This is a genomic window from Pseudomonas sp. NPDC089395 (assembly GCF_044749525.1).
Classification (GTDB): Bacteria; Pseudomonadota; Gammaproteobacteria; order Pseudomonadales; family Pseudomonadaceae; genus Aquipseudomonas.
Genome location: NZ_JBIVID010000014.1, coordinates 41,570 through 63,266, shown reverse-complemented (window position 1 = coordinate 63,266; position 21,697 = coordinate 41,570). Strand labels below are relative to the sequence as shown.

At 63.8% G+C, this 21,697-nt stretch carries 18 protein-coding genes and 1 pseudogene; 4 read left to right on the top strand and 15 right to left on the bottom strand.

The window, feature by feature from the left end:
• Positions 1 to 31: 31 nt before the first annotated feature.
• The 3 genes from ACIPZG_RS23905 to rluC are packed head-to-tail and all read right to left on the bottom strand — an operon-like array spanning position 32 to position 2,664.
• Complete coding sequence (locus ACIPZG_RS23905; RefSeq protein ID WP_400642870.1) at positions 32 to 1,021, bottom strand: S49 family peptidase; 990 nt, start codon at positions 1,019 to 1,021, stop codon at positions 32 to 34.
• A 2-nt stretch (positions 1,022 to 1,023) separates the two neighbouring features.
• Entirely contained in the window at positions 1,024 to 1,704 is a 681-nt protein-coding gene (locus tag ACIPZG_RS23900) for an HAD family hydrolase (RefSeq protein ID WP_400717482.1), read from the bottom strand.
• Between the two features lie 3 nt (positions 1,705 to 1,707).
• Positions 1,708 to 2,664 carry a 23S rRNA pseudouridine(955/2504/2580) synthase RluC gene (rluC, locus tag ACIPZG_RS23895; RefSeq protein ID WP_400717480.1) on the bottom strand — a complete coding sequence of 319 codons (957 nt, stop codon included), beginning with the start codon at positions 2,662 to 2,664 and terminating at the stop codon, positions 1,708 to 1,710.
• An 809-nt stretch (positions 2,665 to 3,473) separates the two neighbouring features.
• Here rluC and rne point away from each other — a divergent pair.
• Entirely contained in the window at positions 3,474 to 6,749 is a 3,276-nt protein-coding gene (gene rne / locus ACIPZG_RS23890) for a ribonuclease E (RefSeq protein WP_400717478.1), read from the top strand.
• A gap of 234 nt (positions 6,750 to 6,983) precedes the next feature.
• Here the strand turns inward: rne and murB are convergent, their stop codons facing one another.
• The 8 genes from murB to ACIPZG_RS23850 form a co-directional block, all read right to left on the bottom strand.
• Positions 6,984 to 8,003 carry a UDP-N-acetylmuramate dehydrogenase gene (murB, locus tag ACIPZG_RS23885; RefSeq protein ID WP_400717476.1) on the bottom strand — a complete coding sequence of 340 codons (1,020 nt, stop codon included), beginning with the start codon at positions 8,001 to 8,003 and terminating at the stop codon, positions 6,984 to 6,986.
• Positions 8,000 to 8,464 (bottom strand): low molecular weight protein-tyrosine-phosphatase, encoded by a 465-nt coding sequence (locus tag ACIPZG_RS23880; protein ID WP_400717474.1) that lies wholly within the window; start codon positions 8,462 to 8,464, stop codon positions 8,000 to 8,002. Before ACIPZG_RS23880 ends, murB begins: the two co-directional genes overlap by 4 nt.
• On the bottom strand, positions 8,464 to 9,228 hold the full coding sequence (kdsB, locus tag ACIPZG_RS23875; RefSeq protein ID WP_400717472.1) for a 3-deoxy-manno-octulosonate cytidylyltransferase: 765 nt from the start codon (positions 9,226 to 9,228) through the stop codon (positions 8,464 to 8,466). The genes ACIPZG_RS23880 and kdsB overlap by 1 nt, the downstream gene beginning before the upstream one ends.
• Positions 9,225 to 9,410, bottom strand: coding sequence for a Trm112 family protein (locus ACIPZG_RS23870; RefSeq protein WP_003247142.1), 186 nt, complete (start codon positions 9,408 to 9,410; stop codon positions 9,225 to 9,227). The genes kdsB and ACIPZG_RS23870 overlap by 4 nt, the downstream gene beginning before the upstream one ends.
• 44 nt (positions 9,411 to 9,454) lie before the next feature.
• Entirely contained in the window at positions 9,455 to 10,462 is a 1,008-nt protein-coding gene (gene lpxK / locus ACIPZG_RS23865; RefSeq protein ID WP_400717470.1) for a tetraacyldisaccharide 4'-kinase, read from the bottom strand.
• A complete protein-coding gene (locus tag ACIPZG_RS23860) occupies positions 10,462 to 10,896 on the bottom strand; it encodes a biopolymer transporter ExbD (RefSeq protein WP_008096452.1) in 435 nt (144 codons plus the stop codon). Before ACIPZG_RS23860 ends, lpxK begins: the two co-directional genes overlap by 1 nt.
• On the bottom strand, positions 10,893 to 11,528 hold the full coding sequence (locus ACIPZG_RS23855; protein ID WP_400717538.1) for a MotA/TolQ/ExbB proton channel family protein: 636 nt from the start codon (positions 11,526 to 11,528) through the stop codon (positions 10,893 to 10,895). Before ACIPZG_RS23855 ends, ACIPZG_RS23860 begins: the two co-directional genes overlap by 4 nt.
• 68 nt (positions 11,529 to 11,596) lie before the next feature.
• Complete coding sequence (locus tag ACIPZG_RS23850; protein WP_400717468.1) at positions 11,597 to 13,825, bottom strand: DNA internalization-related competence protein ComEC/Rec2; 2,229 nt, start codon at positions 13,823 to 13,825, stop codon at positions 11,597 to 11,599.
• Positions 13,826 to 13,967: 142 nt separating this feature from the next.
• On the opposite strand from ACIPZG_RS23850, the pseudogene ACIPZG_RS23845 reads away from it, so the two are divergent.
• Positions 13,968 to 14,465 (top strand): annotated as a pseudogene (locus ACIPZG_RS23845) (DUF2062 domain-containing protein); the annotation flags it as partial.
• 12 nt (positions 14,466 to 14,477) lie between these two features.
• Here ACIPZG_RS23845 and ACIPZG_RS23840 read toward each other — a convergent pair.
• From ACIPZG_RS23840 to ACIPZG_RS23830, 3 genes are all read right to left on the bottom strand, one after another.
• Positions 14,478 to 15,257: an ABC transporter permease gene (locus tag ACIPZG_RS23840; protein ID WP_027919460.1), complete on the bottom strand. Its 780-nt coding sequence runs from the start codon at positions 15,255 to 15,257 to the stop codon at positions 14,478 to 14,480.
• Entirely contained in the window at positions 15,254 to 16,186 is a 933-nt protein-coding gene (locus ACIPZG_RS23835; RefSeq protein ID WP_008096463.1) for an ABC transporter ATP-binding protein, read from the bottom strand. Before ACIPZG_RS23835 ends, ACIPZG_RS23840 begins: the two co-directional genes overlap by 4 nt.
• A 135-nt stretch (positions 16,187 to 16,321) precedes the next feature.
• The gene (locus ACIPZG_RS23830) at positions 16,322 to 16,945 is read right to left on the bottom strand and encodes a glutathione S-transferase (protein ID WP_400717466.1); all 624 of its coding nucleotides are present in this window, start codon (positions 16,943 to 16,945) and stop codon (positions 16,322 to 16,324) included.
• 265 nt (positions 16,946 to 17,210) lie between these two features.
• Here ACIPZG_RS23830 and ACIPZG_RS23825 point away from each other — a divergent pair, with 265 nt between their 5' ends.
• Both ACIPZG_RS23825 and ACIPZG_RS23820 read left to right on the top strand, forming a co-directional pair.
• Positions 17,211 to 19,658, top strand: coding sequence for an acyl-CoA dehydrogenase (locus tag ACIPZG_RS23825; protein WP_400717463.1), 2,448 nt, complete (start codon positions 17,211 to 17,213; stop codon positions 19,656 to 19,658).
• A gap of 89 nt (positions 19,659 to 19,747) precedes the next feature.
• Complete coding sequence (locus ACIPZG_RS23820) at positions 19,748 to 20,158, top strand: PA2817 family protein (protein WP_400717461.1); 411 nt, start codon at positions 19,748 to 19,750, stop codon at positions 20,156 to 20,158.
• Positions 20,159 to 20,169: 11 nt separating this feature from the next.
• On the opposite strand, the gene ACIPZG_RS23815 is transcribed toward ACIPZG_RS23820, so the two are convergent.
• A complete protein-coding gene (locus tag ACIPZG_RS23815; RefSeq protein WP_400717458.1) occupies positions 20,170 to 21,696 on the bottom strand; it encodes a hypothetical protein in 1,527 nt (508 codons plus the stop codon).
• Position 21,697: the final 1 nt, after the last annotated feature.

Sequence of the window (21,697 nt, the reverse complement as noted above, 5' to 3'; positions counted from 1 at the left end):
GCCGGCTTGCCGGCGATGAGGCCAAAACAGATCAGCGCAGAACAGGCCCCTGGAAGCCCATCCACATGGCCAGGTGCTCGGCCACACTGGCGCCAATGCGTTTGGAGAAGCGATCGAACGGCGACTCCTGGACAGTGAAGTCCACCAGATCCTTCTCGCCGACGATTTCACGCGCCACGTAGCTGGCACTGCCCAGGCCATCCACCAGACCCAGCGCCTTGGCCTGCTCACCCGACCACACCAGGCCACTGAACAGCTCGGGATGATCCTTGTCCTTCAAGCGATCGCCGCGACCCTGCTTGACCATGGCGATGAACTGCTGGTGCGTGGTATTCAGCACGCCCTGCCAGAACGCCCGCTCTTCCGGCTTCTCTGGCGAGAACGGATCGAGGAAAGCCTTGTGCTCACCCGCGGTATAGGTACGCCGCTCGACCCCCAGCTTCTCCATCGAACCAACGAAGCCGTAGCCGGCCGCCGTCACACCAATGGAGCCGACCAGGCTGGCCTTGTCGGCATAGATCTCGTCCGCCGCACTGGCGATGTAATAGGCGCCGGAAGCCCCTAGATCAGCGATGACCGCATACAGCTTGATAGCGGGATACTCGCCGCGCAGGCGACGGATTTCGTCATACACGTAACCCGCCTGCACCGGACTGCCGCCCGGGCTGTTGATGCGCATCACCACTGCCTTGGTGCCGGAGTCCTTGAACGCCTCACGCAGGCTCTTGACGATGTTGTCGGCGCTGGCTGCCTCTTGATCGGCGATTACCCCGCGCACCTCCACCAATGCTGTATGACTGCCGCTACGCGAAGCAGCCTTGTCCACATCCATGAACGGCAGGAACAGGGCCAGCAGGCCGAACAGATAGACGAAGGTCAGCAGCTTGAAGAAAATCCCCCAGCGCCGCGCACGACGTTGCTCCTGAACCCCCGCCAGCAGGGTCTTTTCCAACAGCTTCCAGCTTTTGCGCTCTTCGCGCTCCTCAGGCTCGGACTCAGGTGCTTTCCACTCGTCAGCCATGCTCACCTACCTTGGAATTGGAATTGCTTGGAACCCGCCAACCACTCGCGCAGCTGGGAGAAATGATCGATACACACTTGCGGGCCGAACTCTGCCAGCGCCTGCAGCGACATGGCGCCATAACCGACGGCTGCAGAATGCATGCCAGCATTGCTGGCCATCTGCAGGTCGAACGCCGAATCTCCGACCATCAGCGCGCGGCCGGGTTCGACACCACAGTGGCCAAGAATCTCTTCGAGCATCAAGGGATGCGGTTTACCTCGCGTCTCGTCGGCGGCACGGGTGATGTCGAAAAACTGTTCCCAGCCGTTGGCCTTGAGAACCCGATCGAGGCCGCGACGCGCCTTGCCGGTTGCCACCGCCAGGCGATACCCCTCGGCACGGAAGCCATCCAGCGACTCGACCACCCCTTCGAACAACGGCGAAGGCTGCTGATCGAGCGCCATGTAGATATCGGCGTAGTGCTGACGGAAAGCCTCCACCTGCACCTGCTCGAGGTGCGGATACAGCGTCGAAATGGCCTCACCGAGCGCCAGGCCGATGATCCCCTTGACCGCCGACTCATCGCTCTGCGCCTCACCGGCACGCTCGGCTGCGGCATTCATGGCCTCGACGATACGACCGATCGAGTCGGCCAGGGTGCCGTCCCAATCGAAGATCAGCAGCTCATACGCTTTTCTCATAGATCACGACGCACTCAGACGCTCCACCGTTTTCGCCCATACCTCGTCCACCGGCGCCTCCAACTTGAGCTCACCGCCATCGGGCAGCGGCACAGTCAGGGCGTAGGCATGCAGGAACAGGCGCTTGCCGCCCAGCTCGCGGATCTCGCGACTGAAATCTTCGTCACCATACTTGCTGTCACCGGCAATCATGTGCCCGGCATGCAGGGTATGCACACGGATCTGGTGGGTACGCCCGGTAATCGGCCGCGCCTCGACGATGGTGGCGAACTCGCCGAAGCGGCGCAGCACGCGGAACAAGGTCAATGCTTCCTTGCCTTCGTCATTCACCTCGACCATGCGCTCGCCCGAGCGCAGATTGCTCTTGAGCAACGGTGCGTTGACCTGCTTCTTCGAAGTCGGCCAGTGGCCGCGCACCAGCGCCATGTAGCGCTTGTCGACACCATCACCGCGCAAGGCGGCATGCAGGTGACGCAGCATGCTGCGCTTCTTGGCGATCATCAGCAGGCCCGAGGTGTCGCGATCCAGGCGGTGCACCAGCTCCAGCTCCTTGGCGTCCGGGCGCAGCTGGCGCAGCGCCTCGATCACCCCGAAGCTCAGGCCGCTACCGCCATGCACGGCGATGCCGGCCGGCTTGTTCATCACGATCAGCGCCTTGTCTTCGTAGACGATGGCCGCCTCCAGGCGCTGCAGCAGCCCCTGGGCGACCGGTGCTGGCTCGTCACGCTCGGGCAGGCGGACCGGCGGCACCCGCACGATGTCACCGGCCTGGAGCTTGTACTCTGGCTTGACGCGGCCTTTGTTGACCCTCACCTCGCCTTTGCGCAGGATGCGGTACACCAGCGTCTTGGGCACGCCCTTGAGCGCCGTGATGAGGAAATTGTCGATGCGTTGGCCGGCAAGCTCCGGCGCGACTTCGATCAGCTTTACGCCGGAAGTCGGAGGGGTATTGGTCGTCATTGCGGGATCATAACAATTTTTTATGGAATTGAAGCACTTAATCATTACTGCTATAGTCGCGAACGCCGCCAAAAGCGGCAGGCCAGCGGCACCAGGCCCTTAGCCGGTCCCTGACCAACGCAATTCTGCAGGACGCGAGGCCGTCCTACGGGGTTTTCGCCAGTTTACCGAATTGCCTGGAATCGCCACCAGCGCCGTGTAGAGAAGACCGAAAAAAAACGACAAGCGCGGTGTTTCACCTGCTTACCCGCTTCTTTTCGCCGCACCTCTGCCCGCCCGTCGCTTCCACGCAACGCCCGGCGAATGCTTCGGAAATACCTGCCTTGGACATGAATGGCGCCAGCCCAGAAACTGCGCTGGCGAAAAATGCAACCCGTTGCGGATTCAGCGCGCGGCAGCACCCGAATTATCAGGGATACGTGCAGGGTGGAGATGCACAGCCCTCGGACCGTGTAGCACCGCGTCCGGCCACCGGCCCACTGAATGGCCGGCGAGCGGATAAGGTCCTGAACAGATGCCTCCGGGCGTCCACGGCTGACGGTTGATTCCTCCTCCTGACTGAGTGCACGAGGCCTGCTGGGTTGATTCGGATATCGATTCGGATATCTCTGCAGAAACCGCAGGGGCCTCTTGGCACCGCAGCAAACAGGACGCGTCGTCGCGACAACGGCAGGCTGGGTTACCGGCTGGTGCCGAACGTTGCTCGACACGGGGGTGGCCCGGCCACCCTTTGCGCACCTTGGCACCGACCATGAGAAGTCGTGTGTGCCGAACGCCGTTTCCGGCAGCCCGGAAACCGACGGTACAACATGAAAAGAATGCTGATTAACGCAACTCAACCCGAAGAGTTGCGTGTAGCCCTGGTGGACGGCCAACGTCTCTACGACCTGGACATCGAGTCCGGCGCGCGCGAGCAGAAAAAGGCCAACATCTACAAAGGCAAGATCACCCGGATCGAGCCCAGCCTCGAAGCGGCCTTCGTCGACTTCGGCTCCGAACGTCACGGCTTCCTGCCGCTGAAGGAAATCTCCCGCGAGTACTTCAAGAAAGCCCCTGAAGGCCGCGTCAACATCAAGGAAGTCCTGAGCGAAGGCCAGGAAGTCATCGTCCAGGTCGAGAAGGAAGAGCGCGGCAACAAAGGCGCCGCCCTCACCACCTTCATCAGCCTGGCTGGCCGCTACCTGGTCCTGATGCCGAACAACCCGCGTGCTGGCGGTATCTCCCGTCGCATCGAAGGCGAAGAGCGCAACGAACTGCGCGAAGCCTTGAACGGCCTGACCGTACCGGGCGACATGGGCCTGATCGTGCGCACCGCAGGCCTTGGCCGCAGCAGCGAAGAAATGCAGTGGGACCTCGACTACCTGCTGCAGCTGTGGACTGCCATCAAGGAAGCTTCGCTGGACCGCGCCGCGCCGTTCCTGATCTACCAGGAAAGCAACGTCATCATCCGCGCCATCCGCGACTACCTGCGTCAGGACATCGGCGAAGTGCTGATCGACAGCATCGACGCCCAGGAAGAAGCCCTGACCTTCATTCGCCAGGTGATGCCGCAGTACGCCAGCAAGGTCAAGCTGTACGAAGACAGCGTGCCGCTGTTCAACCGCTTCCAGATCGAAAGCCAGATCGAGACCGCCTTCCAGCGCGTGGTCGACCTGCCGTCCGGCGGCTCGATCGTGATCGACCCGACCGAGGCCCTGGTCTCCATCGACATCAACTCGGCGCGCGCCACCAAGGGCAGCGACATCGAGGAAACCGCCCTGCAGACCAACCTGGAAGCGGCTGAGGAAATCGCCCGCCAGCTGCGCCTGCGTGACATCGGCGGCCTGATCGTCATCGACTTCATCGACATGACCCCGGCGAAGAACCAGCGCGCCGTGGAAGAACGCGTGCGCGAATGCCTGGAGGCCGACCGTGCCCGCGTGCAGGTTGGCCGCATCTCGCGCTTCGGCCTGCTGGAAATGTCCCGTCAGCGCCTGCGCCCGTCGCTTGGCGAAAGCAGCGGCATCGTTTGCCCACGCTGCTCCGGCACCGGCATCATCCGCGACGTCGAATCGCTGTCCCTGGCCATCCTGCGCCTGATCGAGGAAGAAGCCCTGAAGGACCGCACCGCTGAGGTCCGCGCCCAGGTGCCGATCCCGGTAGCTGCCTTCCTGCTCAACGAGAAACGCAACTCGATCACCAAGATCGAACTGCGCACCCGTGCACGCATCATCATTCTGCCGAACGATCACCTGGAAACCCCGCACTTCGAAGTCCAGCGCCTGCGCGACGACAACCCGGAAGTGCTGAGCAACCAGTCCAGCTACGAGATCGCTGCCAGCGAAACCGAAGAAGCGCCGGTACCGACCGCCACTCGCACCCTGGTACGCCAGGAAGCCGCGGTGAAGACGGCGCCAGCTCGCGCCAATGCACCCGTACCGACCGTCGAAGAGCCACAGCCTGCCGCGCCCGCAGCCCCTGCCCCGAGCGTGCCGGAGCCGAGCCTGTTCAAAGGTCTGGTCAAGTCCCTGGTGAGCCTGTTCGCCGGCAAGGACGAGCCAGTCGCCGCTCCGGCCGTGGCCGCCGAGAAGCCTGCCACCGATCGCACGCCGCGCAACGAAGAGCGTCGCAACGGTCGCCAGCAGAGCCGCAACCGCAACGGCCGTCGTGACGAAGAGCGCAAGCCGCGTGAAGAGCGTGCCGAGCGCGCCCCGCGCGAAGAGCGCCAGCCTCGCGAAGAACGCGCACCACGTGAAGAGCGTGCACCGCGCGAAGAACGTGCGCCACGTGAAGAGCGTGCCCCACGCGAAGAGCGTGCACCACGCGAAGAGCGTGCACCACGCCAGCCACGCGAAGACCGCCGCGGCAACCGCGAAGAGCGCCCGGTACGCGAACTGCGTGAACCACTGGACGCTGCACCGGCCGCTCGCGAAGAGCGACAGCCGCGTGAAGAGCGAGCCCCGCGTGAAGAACGTGTAGCCCGCGAAGAGCGCGCCCCACGTGAAGAACGTGCACCTCGCGAAGAGCGCGCACCACGTGAAGAGCGTGCACCTCGCGAAGAACGCGAACCACGTGAAGAACGTGCACCTCGCGAAGAGCGCGCTCCACGCGAAGAGCGTGCGCCTCGCGAAGAACGCGCCCCACGTGAAGAGCGTGCTCCACGCGAAGAACGTCAACCGCGCCCGCCGCGTGCAGCCGAACAGGCTGACGAACTTGCCGAAGAGCAACTGCCGAACGAAGAGCTGCTGCAGGACGAGCAGGAAGGCGCCGATGGCGAGCGTCCACGTCGCCGCTCCCGTGGCCAGCGTCGTCGCAGCAACCGTCGTGAACGCCAGCGCAATGCCAATGGCGAACTGATCGAAGGCAGCGAAGACGAAGGTAGCGAAGAGCAGCCGCAACAGCACCAGGCCACCGAGCTGGGTGCCGAACTGGCTGCCGGCCTGGCCGTCACTGCCGCTGTCGCCAGCAGCAACATCAGCGCCGATGCCGAGGCGCAAGCCAACCAGCAGGCCGAACGCGCCACCGCCGAAACCGCTGTGACCGACAATAGCGAAGCCGCTCAGCCGGCCGAGCAGGTCGAAGTCGCCGCTCAGGTCGAGGAAGTCGCGATTGCACCAGTGGTCGAGCAACCTGCCTTTGAACCGGCTGTCGTGGTCGAAGCCAGTGTTGAGCCTGTGGTCGAAGTTGCACCACAGCCAGTGATCGAAGCTGAAGCTGCACCTGCCGCCGAGCCGGTTGTAGTCGCCGAAGCGCCTGTCGAAGCCCCAGCTGTAGAGGCCGGTGAAGTCGAGAAGGCCCCGGTTGCATTCGAAGCCGCGCCTGCCGCCCTGCCTGCGCCGGTCGTCGAAGCCCAACCAGAGGTGGCAATCGAGCCGGCCCCGGTCGCTGCCGAAGTGGCGCCGGTGGTTGCCGAGGCGGCCCCGGAAGAAGCTTCGGCAGTGGTCGAAGCCGCTACCGTCATGCTGCCAAACGGCCGCGCACCGAACGATCCTCGTGAAGTGCGTCGCCGCAAGCGTGAAGCCGAGGCGGCTGCCAAGGCTGCTCAGGAAGTCGCTGCTGAACCCGCACTGGAAACCGCCGATGAGCACAAACCTCATCACGGTTGATAGCAATGGCTGAATGAAAAAGCCCCGCCAGTGCGAACTGGCGGGGCTTTTTCTTGGCTGGCTGTTTTGTGCTGACTCTGGTGGCCTCATCGCTGGCAAGCCGGCTCCCACATGTACAGCTGCTTGCTTGAGAGCAGTGCAATAACCTGTAGGAGCTGGCTTGCCAGCGATGAGGCCGGCGCAGTACCTGTAGGAGCCGGCTTGCCGGCGATGAGGCCGGTGCAGGCCCAGCAATCAGTAGAGGTTAGGCTCCATCTCCAGCTCAACCCCAAACCGCTCCAGGATATCCGCCTGGATACGCCGCGCCAGGTCATGCATCTGCCCCCCACTCGCCTGGCCATAATTGACCAGCACCAGCGACTGCAGCCGATGCACGCCGGCATCGCCCTCGCGATAGCCCTTCCACCCCGCTCCCTCGATCAACCAGCCCGCCGCCAGCTTCACCTGCCCATCGGCCTGGGGATAGGCCACCACACCGGGATACTGAGCGCGAATACGATCCACAAGCTCAACTGCCACCACCGGATTCTTGAAGAAGCTCCCCGCATTACCCAGCTCGGCCGGATCAGGCAGTTTCTCGCGACGAATGCTGCAGATGGCATCACTGATCGCCTGCGCAGTCGGCTGCTCGACACCGTGCTCCAGCAAACGCTGACGCACCGGGCCGTAGTCCAGGTGCGCCTGCAGAACACGACTCAAGGCAAAACGTACCCGCAGGATCAGCCAACGGCCAGGGTTGTGCTTGAACAGACTGTCGCGGTAACCGAAGGCGCAGGCGTCCAGGTCAAAGTCGCGCAGCTCACCAGTCTCCCGGTCAAGCGCGGTCAGCCCGACGAATACATCCTTGATTTCCACACCATAGGCACCGACGTTCTGCATCGGCGCGGCGCCCACTGTCCCTGGGATCAGGCTGAGGTTTTCAAGGCCACTGAACCCTTGGCTCAGCGTCCACTGCACGAAGGGGTGCCAGGCTTCGCCGGCCTCGGCCTCGACCACCACCCGCTCGCCGTCATCGCTCAGTACACGACGGCCCTGGCTGGCCATGTGCAGCACCAGCGCGTCGACGTCCCGGGTCAGCAGCAGGTTGCTGCCACCACCGAGCACCAGCACCGGCACGTCCAACTGGCGCGCCAGTACCAACGCTTCACGCACTTCGTCGTCATTGTGTGCCTGGGTGAAATACCGGGCGCTCACATCGATGCCGAAGGTGTTGTAGGGCTTGAGCGATACCTGCCGTTGCCATCCCACAGTCATAACCGCCCCTTGATTTCCACTACCAGCTCACGACAGGCGGCCTCGATCAGATCCAGCACTTGCTCGAAACCGTCGGCACCGCCGTAGTAAGGGTCCGGCACCTCGTCGAGGGCGGCGCCATAGCGGCGCAGGAACAGGTCGAGCTCACCCTTGGCCGTGTGCGGGCGCATGGCACGCAGGTGGCCCAGGTTGCTTTCGTCCATGGCCAGGATCAGGTCGTACTCGGCAAAATGCGCCGCCTTGACCTGCTGCGCACGCTGCGCCGAAAGGTCGTAACCCCGCGCCAGTGCAGCCTTGCAGGTGCGGCTGTCGGGCGCCTTGCCGACATGCCAGTCGCCGGTGCCTGCAGAGGCCACGTGCACCCGCTCGGCCAACCCCGCGACTTGCAGTTGATGGCGCAGCACACCTTCGGCAGTGGGCGAACGGCAGATATTGCCCAGGCACACGAACAGAACGCGCATCAGGCCTCCAGCAAGCGCCGAACGCGCTCCAGGTCTTCCGGGGTATCCACGCCCACGGCTGGCGCCTCGATAGCGTCTTCCACATGGATACGCACGCCATGCCACAGGGCGCGCAGCTGCTCCAGCGCTTCGGTTTGCTCGAGCCAGCACGGGCCCCAGCTGACGAAGTCCTGAAGGAAGCCGACACGGTAGGCGTACATGCCGATATGGCGACGATACGGCACGCCCTCCGGCAGCTGGCTACGGTCCTTGGCGAATGCATCGCGCGCCCAAGGCAACGGCGCGCGGCTGAAACTCAAGGCCAGGCCGTGCTTGTCGCTGATCACCTTGACAGCGTTGGGGTTGAACACGGTTTCCGGATCATGGATCGGCTCGGCCAGCGTGGCGATACCGGCCTCCGGGTGAGCGGCCAGGTTGGCAGCCACCTGGTCAATGATTACCGGCGGAATCAGCGGCTCGTCACCCTGCACGTTGACCACGATGGCATCGGCGGGCAACCCCAGGTGCGCGGCCACTTCGGCCAGGCGATCCGTGCCCGACTCATGGTCGGCGCGGGTCATCAGCACTTCGCCGCCAAACGCCTGGCACGCCTCGACAATGCTGGCGTCGTCGGTGGCAATGACCACGCGACTGGCACCACTCTTGCGGGCCTGCTCCCAGACGTGCTGGACCATCGGCTTGCCAGCGATCAACTGCAACGGTTTGCCCGGCAGGCGCGTGGAGCGCAGCCGAGCAGGAATCACCACGGTGAAGTCGACACTCATTTGTCCAGGCGCTCGTCGTCAGTCAGGGTACGTGCCTCGCTTTCCAGCATCACCGGGATGCCGTCGCGAATCGGGTAGGCCAGGCCTGCGCCCTTGCTGATCAGCTCGGTCTTGTCGGCGCTGAGCTTGAGCGGGCCCTTGGTGATCGGGCAGGCCAGGATGTCGAGCAGTTTGGTGTCCATGGAAAGCTTCCTTGAGGCCAGGTGGCCGGAAAATGAAAACAGGCTCAGGGCTTGCGCTGCGCCAGCAGGCGTTGCAGCTGGCTGTCGAACCAGGCGACGAAGGCCGGCGTGGGCTGCGCCTCGACGGCCAGGTACCACCAGTCATCGGCGGCGAAGACCCGGCATTTCACCGCATCCTTCTCGGTCATCACCAACGGCAGCGGCGGACTGAACGCCAGGCGCTCGGCGCTGAACTCGGCGTGGTCGGCGAAGGGATGCGGCACCGGCTGCCAGTTTAGCCCCAGCAGGGTGTTGAAGAAACGTTGTGGGTTGCCGATGCCGGCGACCGCGTGCAGGCGCTGGCCCGCCGGGAAGAAGTCAAGCGTGCGCCGCTCGCCGCTGCGCAAGTTGACCAGGGCGCTGGGCTGCAGGCGGAACGCGAAACCATCGGGGCGATCGGCGTCGGCGCCATTGAACAGCACCGCATCGGCTTCCTGCAGGCGCTCGGCCGGCTCACGCAACGGCCCGGCCGGCAGGCAGCGGCCATTGCCCAGACCACGGGCAGCATCGATCAGTACCAGCTCCAGGTCACGCGCCAGGCGATAGTGTTGCATACCATCGTCACACAGGATCACGTCCAGCGGCTCGCTGGCCAACAGCGCCTGGACGGCACGGGAGCGATCAGGGTCGATCATCAGCGGCACGTCGGTGCGCTGGACGATCAGCAGCGGTTCGTCGCCCGCCTGTTCGGCAGGCTGCTGCGCCTCGACGCGCCATGGCAACTGGGGTGGCTTGGCGCCATAACCACGGCTGACCACGCCGACCTTCAGCCCCTGCCGACGGCAATGCTCGATCAGCCAGAGGATCATCGGCGTCTTGCCGGTGCCGCCAATGGTGATGTTGCCCACCACGATGACCGGCACCGGAGCGCGATAGCTGGGGCTTTCACCCCTGAGAAAGCGTGCACGCTTGCGCGTGACCACACGGCGATACAAGGTCTCGAGGGGGCGCAGCAGGGCCAGGGCTGGATGCCCGGCATACCAGGCAGCCAGCAGACGGTCGGCGAGCGCCATCAAGGTGTCCCCTGGGCCGCCTCGACGGTGGTCATGCGCAGGTGGCTGAAACCGAGCTTGCCGGCGGCATCCATCGCGGTGATCACGGCCTGGTGCGGGGTCTTGCCGTCGGCGCTGATCGCCAGGGGCAGTTTGTTGTCACCACCGGACTCACGCTCGATGGCTTCGGTCAGGGTGGCCAGGTCGCTCTTGGGCAGCAGGTGATTGTTCACCGAATACACGCCCTCTGCACTGATGGTGACTTCCACCAGCTTGTCCTGGTCCGCTGGCGGCTGCTCGGCGCTGGCGGCCTCGGGCAGTTCGACGCGCAACTGGGTCTCGCGGGTGAAGGTGGTGGTGACCACGAAGAACAGCAGCAGGACGAAGACCACGTCGATCAGCGACGCCAGGTTGATGTCGACGTTCTCCCGCTGGCGATTGCGCCGGAACTTCACGCCTTGCCTCCGGACACTTCCACTTCGCGGTCGCCCTGGATGACTTCCACCAGCTTGATCGCCTCCTGCTCCATGCCCACCACCAGCTCATCGATGCGGCGCAACAGGAAACGGTGGAAGAACACGGCAGGGATACCGATCATCAGGCCGGCCGCAGTGGTAACCAGGGCCTTGGAGATACCGCCCGCCAGCACGGCGGCATTGGCGGTCATCTGCGAACCCATGAAGGCGCTGAAGATGTCGATCATGCCCAGCACGGTGCCCAGCAGGCCCAGCAGCGGGGCCATGGCGGCGATGGTGCCGAGCGTGCTGATATAGCGCTCAAGCTCGTGAATGACCCGCGAGGCAGCTTCTTCGATGCACTCTTTCATGATCTCGCGACCATGGCGCGAGTTGGCAAGGCCCGCAGCCAGGATCTCGCCCAGCGGCGAGTCGGCGCGCAGGGCCTTGAGCTTGTCACTGGTGAGCTGCTTGTCCTTGATCCACATCCACACCTGGCCCAGCAGGTGCGGTGGGGTGACGCGGCTGGCGCGCAGGGTCCACAGGCGCTCGACGACGATAGCCATGGCAACGATGGAGCTCAGAATGATCGGCAGCATCATCCAACCACCGGACTTGACCAATTCCCACACAGTAAACGCCCCTTCGGAAAAAGGCCGCCACTCTACCATACGCACGCTGGGGGCTCATCTGCCGAAGGTCAGGGAATTGGCGCCCGCTCACGCCAGAAACGTCGCTGCCCACGCACGCCCTCGACCGCGCCCTGGCTACCCAGCAGCAAACGCAACGCCCCCTCCACCGCCGTATCATGAATCGCCAGCCCATGGCGCCGATAGCGCGCCATTACCTGCTCGTGGGGGTGGCCAAAGCCGTTGTTGCGCCCCCGTGAAATCATTACTCCGCGTGGGGCCGTGGCGCGCATGAAGGCCTCGGTCGACGAACTGCGACTGCCATGGTGCGGCGCCTGCAACCAATCGATGCTGGACGTGCCGTGCTCTGCCAGCCAGGCCCGCTCGGCGCCGGCCTCCATGTCACCGGCCAGCAGCAAGCGTTCGCCCCGCGCCTCGACCAACAATACGCAGGAGCGGTCATTACTGCCCTGCCCGTCAGCCCAGTGCCACAGCGAAAAACGCACGCCATCCCACTCCCAGCCGTCATGACTGACACACGGCTGCGCCGACAACGGCGCGGCAAGCGCCTGCGCTTCGCCACTGAGCACCCGCGTTACCGGCAACCCGCGGGCTACGGCCAACGCGCCACCTGCATGGTCGCTGTGGGCATGGCTGATCAACATCCGGTCCAGCTGCCGCACGCCCAGCTTGTGCAAGGTAGGCAACACCACTCGCTCGCCAAAATCCGTATCACCCCGCGCCGGGCCTGCGTCATAAAGCAGGGTGTGATGTCGCGTGCGCAGCAGCACCGCCAGCCCTTGGCCAACATCAAGCTGCCACACCTCCACCAGCCCGTGCGGCACGGGCTCCCTGGGTACCCACAGGGCCAGCAGCATCACCCCGCCCAGGCCACGCAGTGGTATTCCGCGCGGCAGCAGCACCAACAGCGCGCCCAGGCATACCAGCAGCCAGGCCCAAAGCGGCAACGCTGGCGGCATCCAGGCCGGGCGCCAGCCCGCCACTGCCTCCAGCACCCGCAGCAAGCCATCGAGCAGGCCGCCAGCCAACCACAGCAACGTTTCGCCAACACCCGCCAGCGGCAGCAACAAGGTGCCGAGCAACGCCAGCGGCAATACCGCCAGGCTGATCCAGGGCACGGCCACCAGGTTCGCCAGCGGCGCGCTCAGGCTGACCGGCAGCCCCGTGGCCAGCAGCACCGGCAGCAAACCCACTGCGATCACCCACTGGGCGCGGGTCCACGCCTGCCAGGGGCGCCAGCCGCCAAGGCGAGCACTGAAGCAGTAGACAAGCGTCGCCACTGCCGCGAACGATAACCAGAAACCCGGCAGCAAGGCGGCCAGAGGCTCGGCGATCAGCACCAGGTTCAGCGCCACCAACAAGGGAAAGAACGCCCCAAGCTGGCGAAAGCGCAAGCGCCAGAGCAGCACCACCGCCAACATCAGGCAAGCGCGCTGCACCGGCACCCCGGCGCCGGCCAACCAGCCGTAGGCCAGGGCCGCCGCCAGCGCCAAACCACACGCCCAGGGCAGCCAGGGTAACTGCCGAGGCCACAGGCCCCAGCGCGCCAGGCCAGCCACCAGCGCATAGAGCAAACCGGCCACCAGGCCGATGTGTTGGCCCGAGATCACCAGCAGGTGCACCGTGCCCGTGGCCTGCAGCACTTGCCAATCACTGCGCGCCAATCCGGCACCGTCCCCAAGCACCAGCGCCACCAACGCCGCTTCCCGCCCCTTGGCATCGATGGCCAGCAGGCGCTGGCGTATCGCATCGCGCCAACCTGGCCCCTGGGCATCCAACACGTGGCCCGCCTTGACCGTGCCGGTTGCGCCCACCCGGCGCGCCAGCAATTGCGCTTCCCTGTCAGCTCCATGGGGATTCAGCAATCCTGAGGGCCGCTGCAAGGTCACCGCCAGGCGCCAACGTTCGCCTGCCCGCACCGGCGGGCCCTCGAACCAGCTCAACTGCAGGCGCGAGGGAAGTTCGGCGCGGCGTGAACGGGGTTGCTCCAGAACAAAGCGCACGCCCTGCCCGGTTTGGCTCGGCAGCCCGACCACCTTGCCTTCCAGCCACAGCGTGCGGCCATCGAGTTGTGGCGCCAGGCGGTCGTCCAGCGCCTGCTGCGCCGACCAGCAGGCCCAACACAATCCAAGCAGGAAGCAACCCACCGGCCAGCCCCGCGAGCACAGGCAAAGCAGCCCGCCACAGAGCAAAAGCCATAGCCACCCGACCGACGGCAATGCAGGTAAAAGACCCAGGCACAACAGCCCGAGCGCCAGCGCAAGCATCCCTGTGCGCATGAGGTAGAGCTCCAGAAGCAAAATCGCTTACTGAGGCTTAGCTGAAATGCCGCCCTGACTCGCTCAACAATTGTCACAAACTCTGAACGAGCCTGAGATGGAATCAAGGCATACTGCCCCGATCAACGCGCCAGGAGCCTACATGCCGCGCCGACTTTTCAAACGGTACATGCCGGATCCAACCAGCATTCGGGAACACAAGTCCCTACGCTTTTTCGGCAAGCTGCTGCATGACCCGAACCTCTGGCACCTGAACCGCCATTCGGTGGCGCGGGCCATGGGCGTGGGCCTGTTCGCGGCGTTGATCCCGATCCCCATGCAGATGCTACTGGCGGCGGCGCTGGCCATCCCGGTGCGCGGCAACTTGCCGATTGCGGTCAGCCTGGTCTGGCTGACCAACCCGCTGACCATGCCACCGGTGTTCTTCGTCACCTACATGACCGGTGCCTGGCTGATGCAGGTCCCGCCCCGGACGCTGCCCGACGAACTGACCTTCGAATGGATCACCGACCAGCTGGCCACGCTGTGGCAGCCCTTTCTGCTGGGTTCGGTGGTATGCGGGGTGGTGCTGGGCATCGTGGCCTACTTCACCACCATGCTGTATTGGCGCTGGTGGGTCGGCCGGCAGTGGCGCCGGCGCAAACACAAGGCCTCAGGCGCGCATGCCGCGGCCGCTGACCAGCAGGCGAACGCACAGCACATAGAGCACCGCGGTGGCCACCAGCATGAAGGTGATCGCCGTGCCAATACTGATATCCGACACCCCTAGGATGCCGTAGCGGAACGAGTTGACCATGTGCAACACCGGGTTGGCCAGCGACACGGTCTGCCAGAACGGCGGCAGCAGGTTGATCGAGTAGAACACCCCGCCCAGGTAGGTCAGTGGGGTCAGCACGAAAGTCGGGATGATCGAGATATCGTCGAAGTTGCGCGCGAACACGGCGTTGACGAAGCCCAGCAGCGAGAAGATGGTGGCGGTCAGCAGCACCACGACCACGGTCACGCCCAGATGATGAACCTGCAGGTCGGTGAAGAACATCGACAGGATGGTCACGATCACCCCAACCGCCAGGCCGCGCAGCACGCCGCCCAGCACATAGCCGACGAGAATGGTGTGCGGTGATACCGGCGACACCATCAGCTCTTCGATCGAACGCTGGAACTTGCTGCCGAAGAAGCTCGACACCACGTTGCCGTAGGAGTTGGTGATCACCGACATCATGATCAGCCCCGGCACGATGTACTGCATGTAGGTGAAGCCACCCATGTCGCCGATCTGCCGGCCAATCAGATTACCGAAGATCACGAAGTACAAGACCATGGTGATCGCCGGCGGCAGCAAGGTCTGCGGCCAGATGCGCAGGAAGCGCCGCACTTCGCGGTAGACGATGGTATTCAGGGCGACCCAGTTGGTGCGCAGCTCCACACTCATACGGCCACCTTCGACAGGTTTTTTTCCACCAGGGACACGAACAGCTCCTCGAGTCGGTTGGTCTTGTTGCGCAGGCTCTGCACTTCGATGTTCTGCAGCGCCAGCTGGCCGAACAGCGCGGTGATGCCAATATCTTTCTCCACCTGCACTTCCAGGGTGTGCGGCGTCAGCAGGCGGCACGGATAGCCCTGAAGGATCGGTGCCTGGGCCAGGTCCTGCTTGAGGTCAAGCACGAAGGTCTCGACATGCAGCTTGCCCAGCAGCTTGCGCATGCTGGTGTTCTCGACGATGGTGCCGTGGTCGATGATGCCGATGTTGCGGCACAGCTGCTCAGCCTCTTCCAGGTAGTGGGTGGTGAGGATGATGGTGATGCCTTTCTGGTTGAGCTCGGTGAGGAAGCTCCACATCGAACGGCGCAACTCGATGTCGACCCCGGCGGTCGGCTCGTCGAGGATCAGCAAGCGCGGCTCGTGGATCAGCGCACGGGCGATCATCAGTCGGCGCTTCATGCCGCCGGACAGCGAGCGCGACTGCACGTCGCGTTTATCCCACAGCCCCAGTTGGGTCAGGTACTGCTCGGCACGTTCCTTGGCCAGCTTGGGCGGGATGCCGTAGTAACCGGCCTGGGTCACGACGATGTCGAAGGTTTTCTCGAACTGGTTGAAGTTGAATTCCTGTGGCACCACGCCAAGGCAGCGCTTGAGCGCAGAAGGCTCGCGGTCCAGGTCATGGCCGAACACGTTCACCGTGCCGCTGGTCTTGTTGACCAGGGTCGAGAGGATGCCGATGGTGGTGGACTTGCCGGCGCCATTGGGGCCGAGCAAGGCGAAGAAGTCACCTTCGGCGACATCCAGGTCGATGCCCTTGAGGGCCTGGAAGCCGTTGCCGTAGGTCTTGGTCAGCTGTCGGATGGACAGGGCGGAACTCATAGCGGGTCACGTACCGAATAAAGAATGGTTCAGGACACGCCAGGCGAAATCACTGGCGCAGTGAGTGCGGCCATGGTGCAAGGCCGGGCCGCACAAGTACAGTCACATCTATTGATAATGACTATCGAAGCAGGGTCAGGTCAGCGCGGTCATTACCGCTGCCTGGTAGGCCGGGCGCTGCTTCAGGCGTTCGTACCAGGCTTCCAGATGGTGCATGGCCGGGCGCTCGATAGGCATTTCGAACCAGGCATAGACGAAACTACCCAGTGGGATGTCGCCCATGCCGATCTGGTCACCGGAAAGATAGGGCTGGTGCGCCAGGGTGGCGTCGGCGATGGACAGCAATGCGGCGCACTGCTTGTGTGCGGCGTTGATCGCTACCCAATCGCGCTGCGCCTCGGGCGTGCGCAGCAGGCCCCAGAACAGCGGGCGGAACGGGGTGGCGAAGGACGAGGTGGTCCAGTCCATCCATTTGTCGGCCAGGGCGCGCTGACGCGGGTCATCCAGGTACCAGCCCTGCTCGGCGCCGTATTCGGCACACAGGTAGCGGACGATGGTGTTGGATTCCCACAGCACCAGGTCGCCATCTTCGAGCATGGGCACCAGGCCATTGGGGTTGAGGGCACGGTAATGCGGCTCGTTGACCACGCCGAAGGCGCCACCGGCGTCGATGGCTTCGAAGTCCAGGCCCAGCTCGTGGGCGATCCACAGCGCCTTGCGCACATTGCTTGAATTCTTGCGGCCCCAGATCTTCAGCATGGCAACGTCCTTATGAAATGCGGAGGGGTGAGTCTACTCCAGACCTGCTTCGCCTGTACCGGCCTCATCGCGGCTAAAGCCGCTCCTACAGACCGGCGCAGCCCTTGTAGGAGCGGCTTTAGCCGCGATGAGGCCGGTACAGGCAATACAAAAACATGCCACCACAAATCAATCAGAACTCCCGCCCGCTCACCCTGTCACTGAAACAGATGCCGTCTAAGCTCTGTGGGACGGCCCAAGCCCCTGGTTCCAAGGAGGACCGATTATGTTGCTGTTGTGGTTGGTAGTGCTGGTGATCGGCGCGGCATACCTCACGCACCGGCGCCTGGCGCCCTTGCAGATTCTCGGCATCATGGCAGCCTACGTGCTGCTCATGGGTATCTTCAGCAGTGCCCCCGGCTGGCTGCTGACCCTGATCTGGATCGTCCTGGCCGTGAAAATCGCCCTGGTGGCGCTGCCTGAATGGCGACGCAAGGTGTTCACCGGCCCGGTGTTCAAGTGGTTCCAGCGCACCCTGCCGCCCATGTCGCAGACCGAGCGCGAAGCGATCGACGCCGGCACTGTGTGGTGGGACGGCGAGCTGTTCAGCGGCCGCCCCGACTGGCGCACACTGCTCGCCTACCCGGCCCCCAAACTCACAGACGAAGAGCAGGCCTTCATCGACGGCCCCACGCAAGCCCTGTGCGCCATGGTCAGCGACTGGCAGATCGGCCAGGACCTGGACCTGCCGCCTGAAGCCTGGCAGCACATCAAGGACAACGGCTTCTTCGCCCTGATCATTCCCAAGGAGTACGGCGGCAAAGGCTTCTCCGCCTACGCCCACTCCCAGGTAGCAATGAAACTGGCCACCCGCAGCGGTGACCTGGCGTCCACGGTGATGGTGCCCAACTCCCTCGGCCCGGCCGAGTTGCTGCTGCACTACGGCACCGACGAACAGCGCAACCATTACCTGCCCCGACTGGCACGCGGCGATGAGATCCCCTGCTTCGCCCTCACCGGCCCGTTGGCCGGTTCCGACGCCGGTGCCATGCCCGACACCGGCGTCATCTGCAAAGGCCAGTGGCAAGGCGAAGAAGTCATCGGCCTGCGCCTGAACTGGGAAAAGCGCTACATCACCCTGGGCCCGGTCGCCACCCTGCTGGGCCTGGCGTTCAAGGCCTACGACCCAGACCATCTGCTCGGCGAGGAAGAAGAGCTGGGCATCAGCCTGGCGCTGATCCCCACCGACACCCCCGGCGTGGAGATCGGCAAGCGTCACCTGCCGCTGGGCGCGGCGTTCATGAACGGCCCCAACAGCGGCAAGGACGTGTTCGTGCCGCTGGACTTCCTGATTGGCGGCCAGGCGATGCTGGGCAAGGGCTGGATGATGCTGATGAACTGCCTGTCGGTGGGCCGTTCGATCTCCCTGCCCGCCGTGGGCACCGGCGCCGCCAAGTACACCAGCCTGGTCACCGGCCAGTACGCCAACATTCGCGAGCAGTTCAACGTGCCGCTGGCAGCCTTCGAAGGCATCCAGGAGTCGCTGGCGCGCATCGGCGGCAACGCCTGGCTGATGGACAGCGCCCGGCTGCTGACCGCCAAGGCCGTGGACCTGGGCGAGAAACCGTCGGTGCTGTCGGCGATTCTCAAGTACCACCTGACCGAACGTGGCCGCGAATGCATCCAGCACGCCATGGACGTGCATGGCGGCAAAGGCATCATCATGGGCCCGAACAATTACCTGGGACGTAACTGGCAAGGTGCGCCGATCTTCATCACCGTCGAGGGCGCCAACATCCTTTCGCGCAATCTGATGATCTTCGGTCAGGGCGCGATCCGCTGCCACCCGTTCGTGCTCAGGGAAATGGCCCTGGCCGGGCGCGAGGATCGCGACCAGGCGCTCAGGGAGTTCGATGAACTGTTGATGAAGCACATCATGTTCGCCGCTGGCAACGCCGCCAGTACCTTGATCTTCGGCCTGGGCCTGGGCCGCCTGGAAAGCGTGCCGGGGGACGCCTTGAGCCAGGGCTACTTCCGTGCCTTGAACCGCCAGGCAGCGGCCTTCGCCCTGCTGGCAGACCTGTCGATGATGCTGCTCGGCGGCGCACTCAAACGCCGGGAACGGCTGAGCGCACGGCTTGGCGATGTATTGAGCTACCTGTACCTGTCCTCTGCCGCACTCAAGCGCTACCACGACCTGGGCTCGCCGGAACATATGCGACCGTTGCTGCGCTGGGCCATGGAGGAGAGCCTGGGCCAGGCGGAGCGCGCACTGGACCGCCTGCTGGATAACTTCCCCAACCGCTTTATGGGCTGCGCGCTACGGGTGCTGGTGTTCCCCTTCGGTCGTCGTCACACCGGGCCGAGCGATGAGCTGGATGCCGAGGTGGCCGCGCTGATCGGCCGGGCCAAAGGCGACCCGGCACTGGAGGAGTTGCTGGCGGGATGCTTCCGCCCGCAGGCCGAAGGCGATCCGGTGGCGGCACTGCAGCGGGCCAGCGATTTGCTGGATGAAGCCGTGCCGCTGCACAAGACACTTCGCCAAGCTATCAAGGATGGCAGGCTGCAACCGACGCCGGGCCAGTCAGTGATCGAAGCAGCGGTTGCAGCGGGCGTGCTCCAACCGGGTGAAGGCCAGCGCCTGCAGGAGGCGGAAATCGCACGCCGGGCGGTGATCGATGTGGATGCCTTCGACAAGGCGCAACTGTTGCCGGAGTCAGGCAAAGTGCGCTGATAACGGGGCCGCCGTGCAGCCCCCTTCCCCACCCCAACCTCAACGGGCGTATACTCCGCGCCCGTTTCCATCACCCCGAGGACCCCTCCATGGCCAACCCCAACCTGGAATACCACCTGCAACTGCTCCACCACCTGCGCACCATCCTGGTGGCGCTGGGTGAGGCCGAACAGGTACCGGAGGAAAGCCACGCGTTGTTTCTCGAACGCTTTGACGAGTTGCTGACCCTGCTGCCGCAGGATCCCCTGCAAAGCCAATACCTGGGCCAGGACCTGATCTGCCAGGTGATTCAGCGCTACCCGCAAATCGCCCACCTGGTCCCGCGCGATCTCTTGTGGTTCTTCGGTGGCGACTGCTTGCATTTCATGCCTGACGAAGAGCTGGCCCTGTACCAGCAACTCGAGGAACGTCGCTACGAGGCCGAGCGCAACGACGAACCGTTCGACTGGCATCAGGAAAAGCAGTTGCTGGCCCAGACACCGCCAACGACTCGACACTGACCCGGCCTCGCTCAACGCGAGTAAAAGTCCACCAGCGTATCGATGTCGAGTATCGGCAGGGCAATGATCGTCAGCCCCCACCGCCACTCATCCTGCCTGGTCTCGTCCACCCCTCTGACGACGGAGTAAGGGCTCGGGTTCTGCGCGGCTGGCTTGAAAATGCCGGAAACTACCGAGCCATTGCCCGCTACCACCTGCCAGGATACCTGCGAGTCCGGAACCGCTTGCTCTTGCTGAGAGCGGTTGAGGAAAAACAGTGAAAGCTTGAGCCCGCTGGTTTGCTTGGCAACCCTGATGAAATGCGTCGGGTGCACCCATCGGATCACGAATGTGGAATAGGTGGTTTCCCCCCCTGAGGTAACCTTGATGATATCGGTGGCTGTCGGCGTATCGATGGAAGCGCGGTAGGCGGCTGGTATGAAGGTGTCACCGCTCTGATTGAACCGCACCTCTGGATTTATTGATTTCGGTGGTTCGTAATAGTGCTTGCCCTCCTGTAGAAGCAGCTTGCCACGCTCTGGTTCTTCCAACTTCCACGTGGCTTGCGCCCCCGCCGGCATGAGTTCAACCTCTTCCGGACGACCACCACGATCGCAAAAGGTAACCAGTGGAGAAAGCTGCAGTCCCTGTGCAGTGTTAGCTGGAATGGCCTGCGCCTGCGCAGCGCCAAGCGCCTTGTAAGCGCCGAGGTAATACTCCATGGGGGGAATGTAGCCGCCAAGCCCCCAGGTCAATGACCCACTGGGTGCGAAAAGCCCGATTACCCAGTTTTTGTCCGCCGGAGGCAGTTGGGTCAAGGTGACCGGGAATGTCAGGACATGAAAGGCCACCGCCGCGTCTTCGCCTTCAGATGCCTGTAACTGGCCTGACCCGGCAGCCGTTTGGCGAGGCTGGCTGAAAACATAAGATCGCGTCTGCTCATTGTCATGTTCAAAGTAAACCCAGGCGTCAGCGAGCGCTGCAGATACTGGCTTTGTCAACGTGGCCAGCTTGATTCGCTTCAGCGGCTCGTAGTGCTGCTTGAACCGGTCTGCACTCACTCGATCGCCTTCTATCTCATAGGTAGCGGGGTTCGACCAGTGCAGGCGAACCTCGCTGCCCTGCTGCTTGTGGTATTGCGCATGCAGGTCGCTCGAGTCCAGGGTAACCTCGAGCACCTTGCCACTGGCGCCCGATTGTTCGATCCGAATAGCCTGCCGGGCAGGCATGCCATTGGGCTTGCTCAGCTCCAGCCGCAGGTCTGTCAACAGGTTCTTGCACAGCTTGAGTTTGCGTCCTCCGGTCTCGAACTCCAACTTCGGATAGCCCAGATTTACCACGCTCAACTCCCAGGTGGTTGCATTCATCTCGCGCTCGGCAACAACCGATTCCCCCCCACTCAGGTCATGACCGCTGCGCGCGTAACGCTCTGCCCATAAACGGTTAAGCTCAGGTGTATCGATATAACCGATGACGCAGGCCACAGGTTCATTTTCGACCCCAGAAGCATCCTGCGATCCTGAATCCTGACATTCGTTGCCTTTTTTATGAGTACCCATA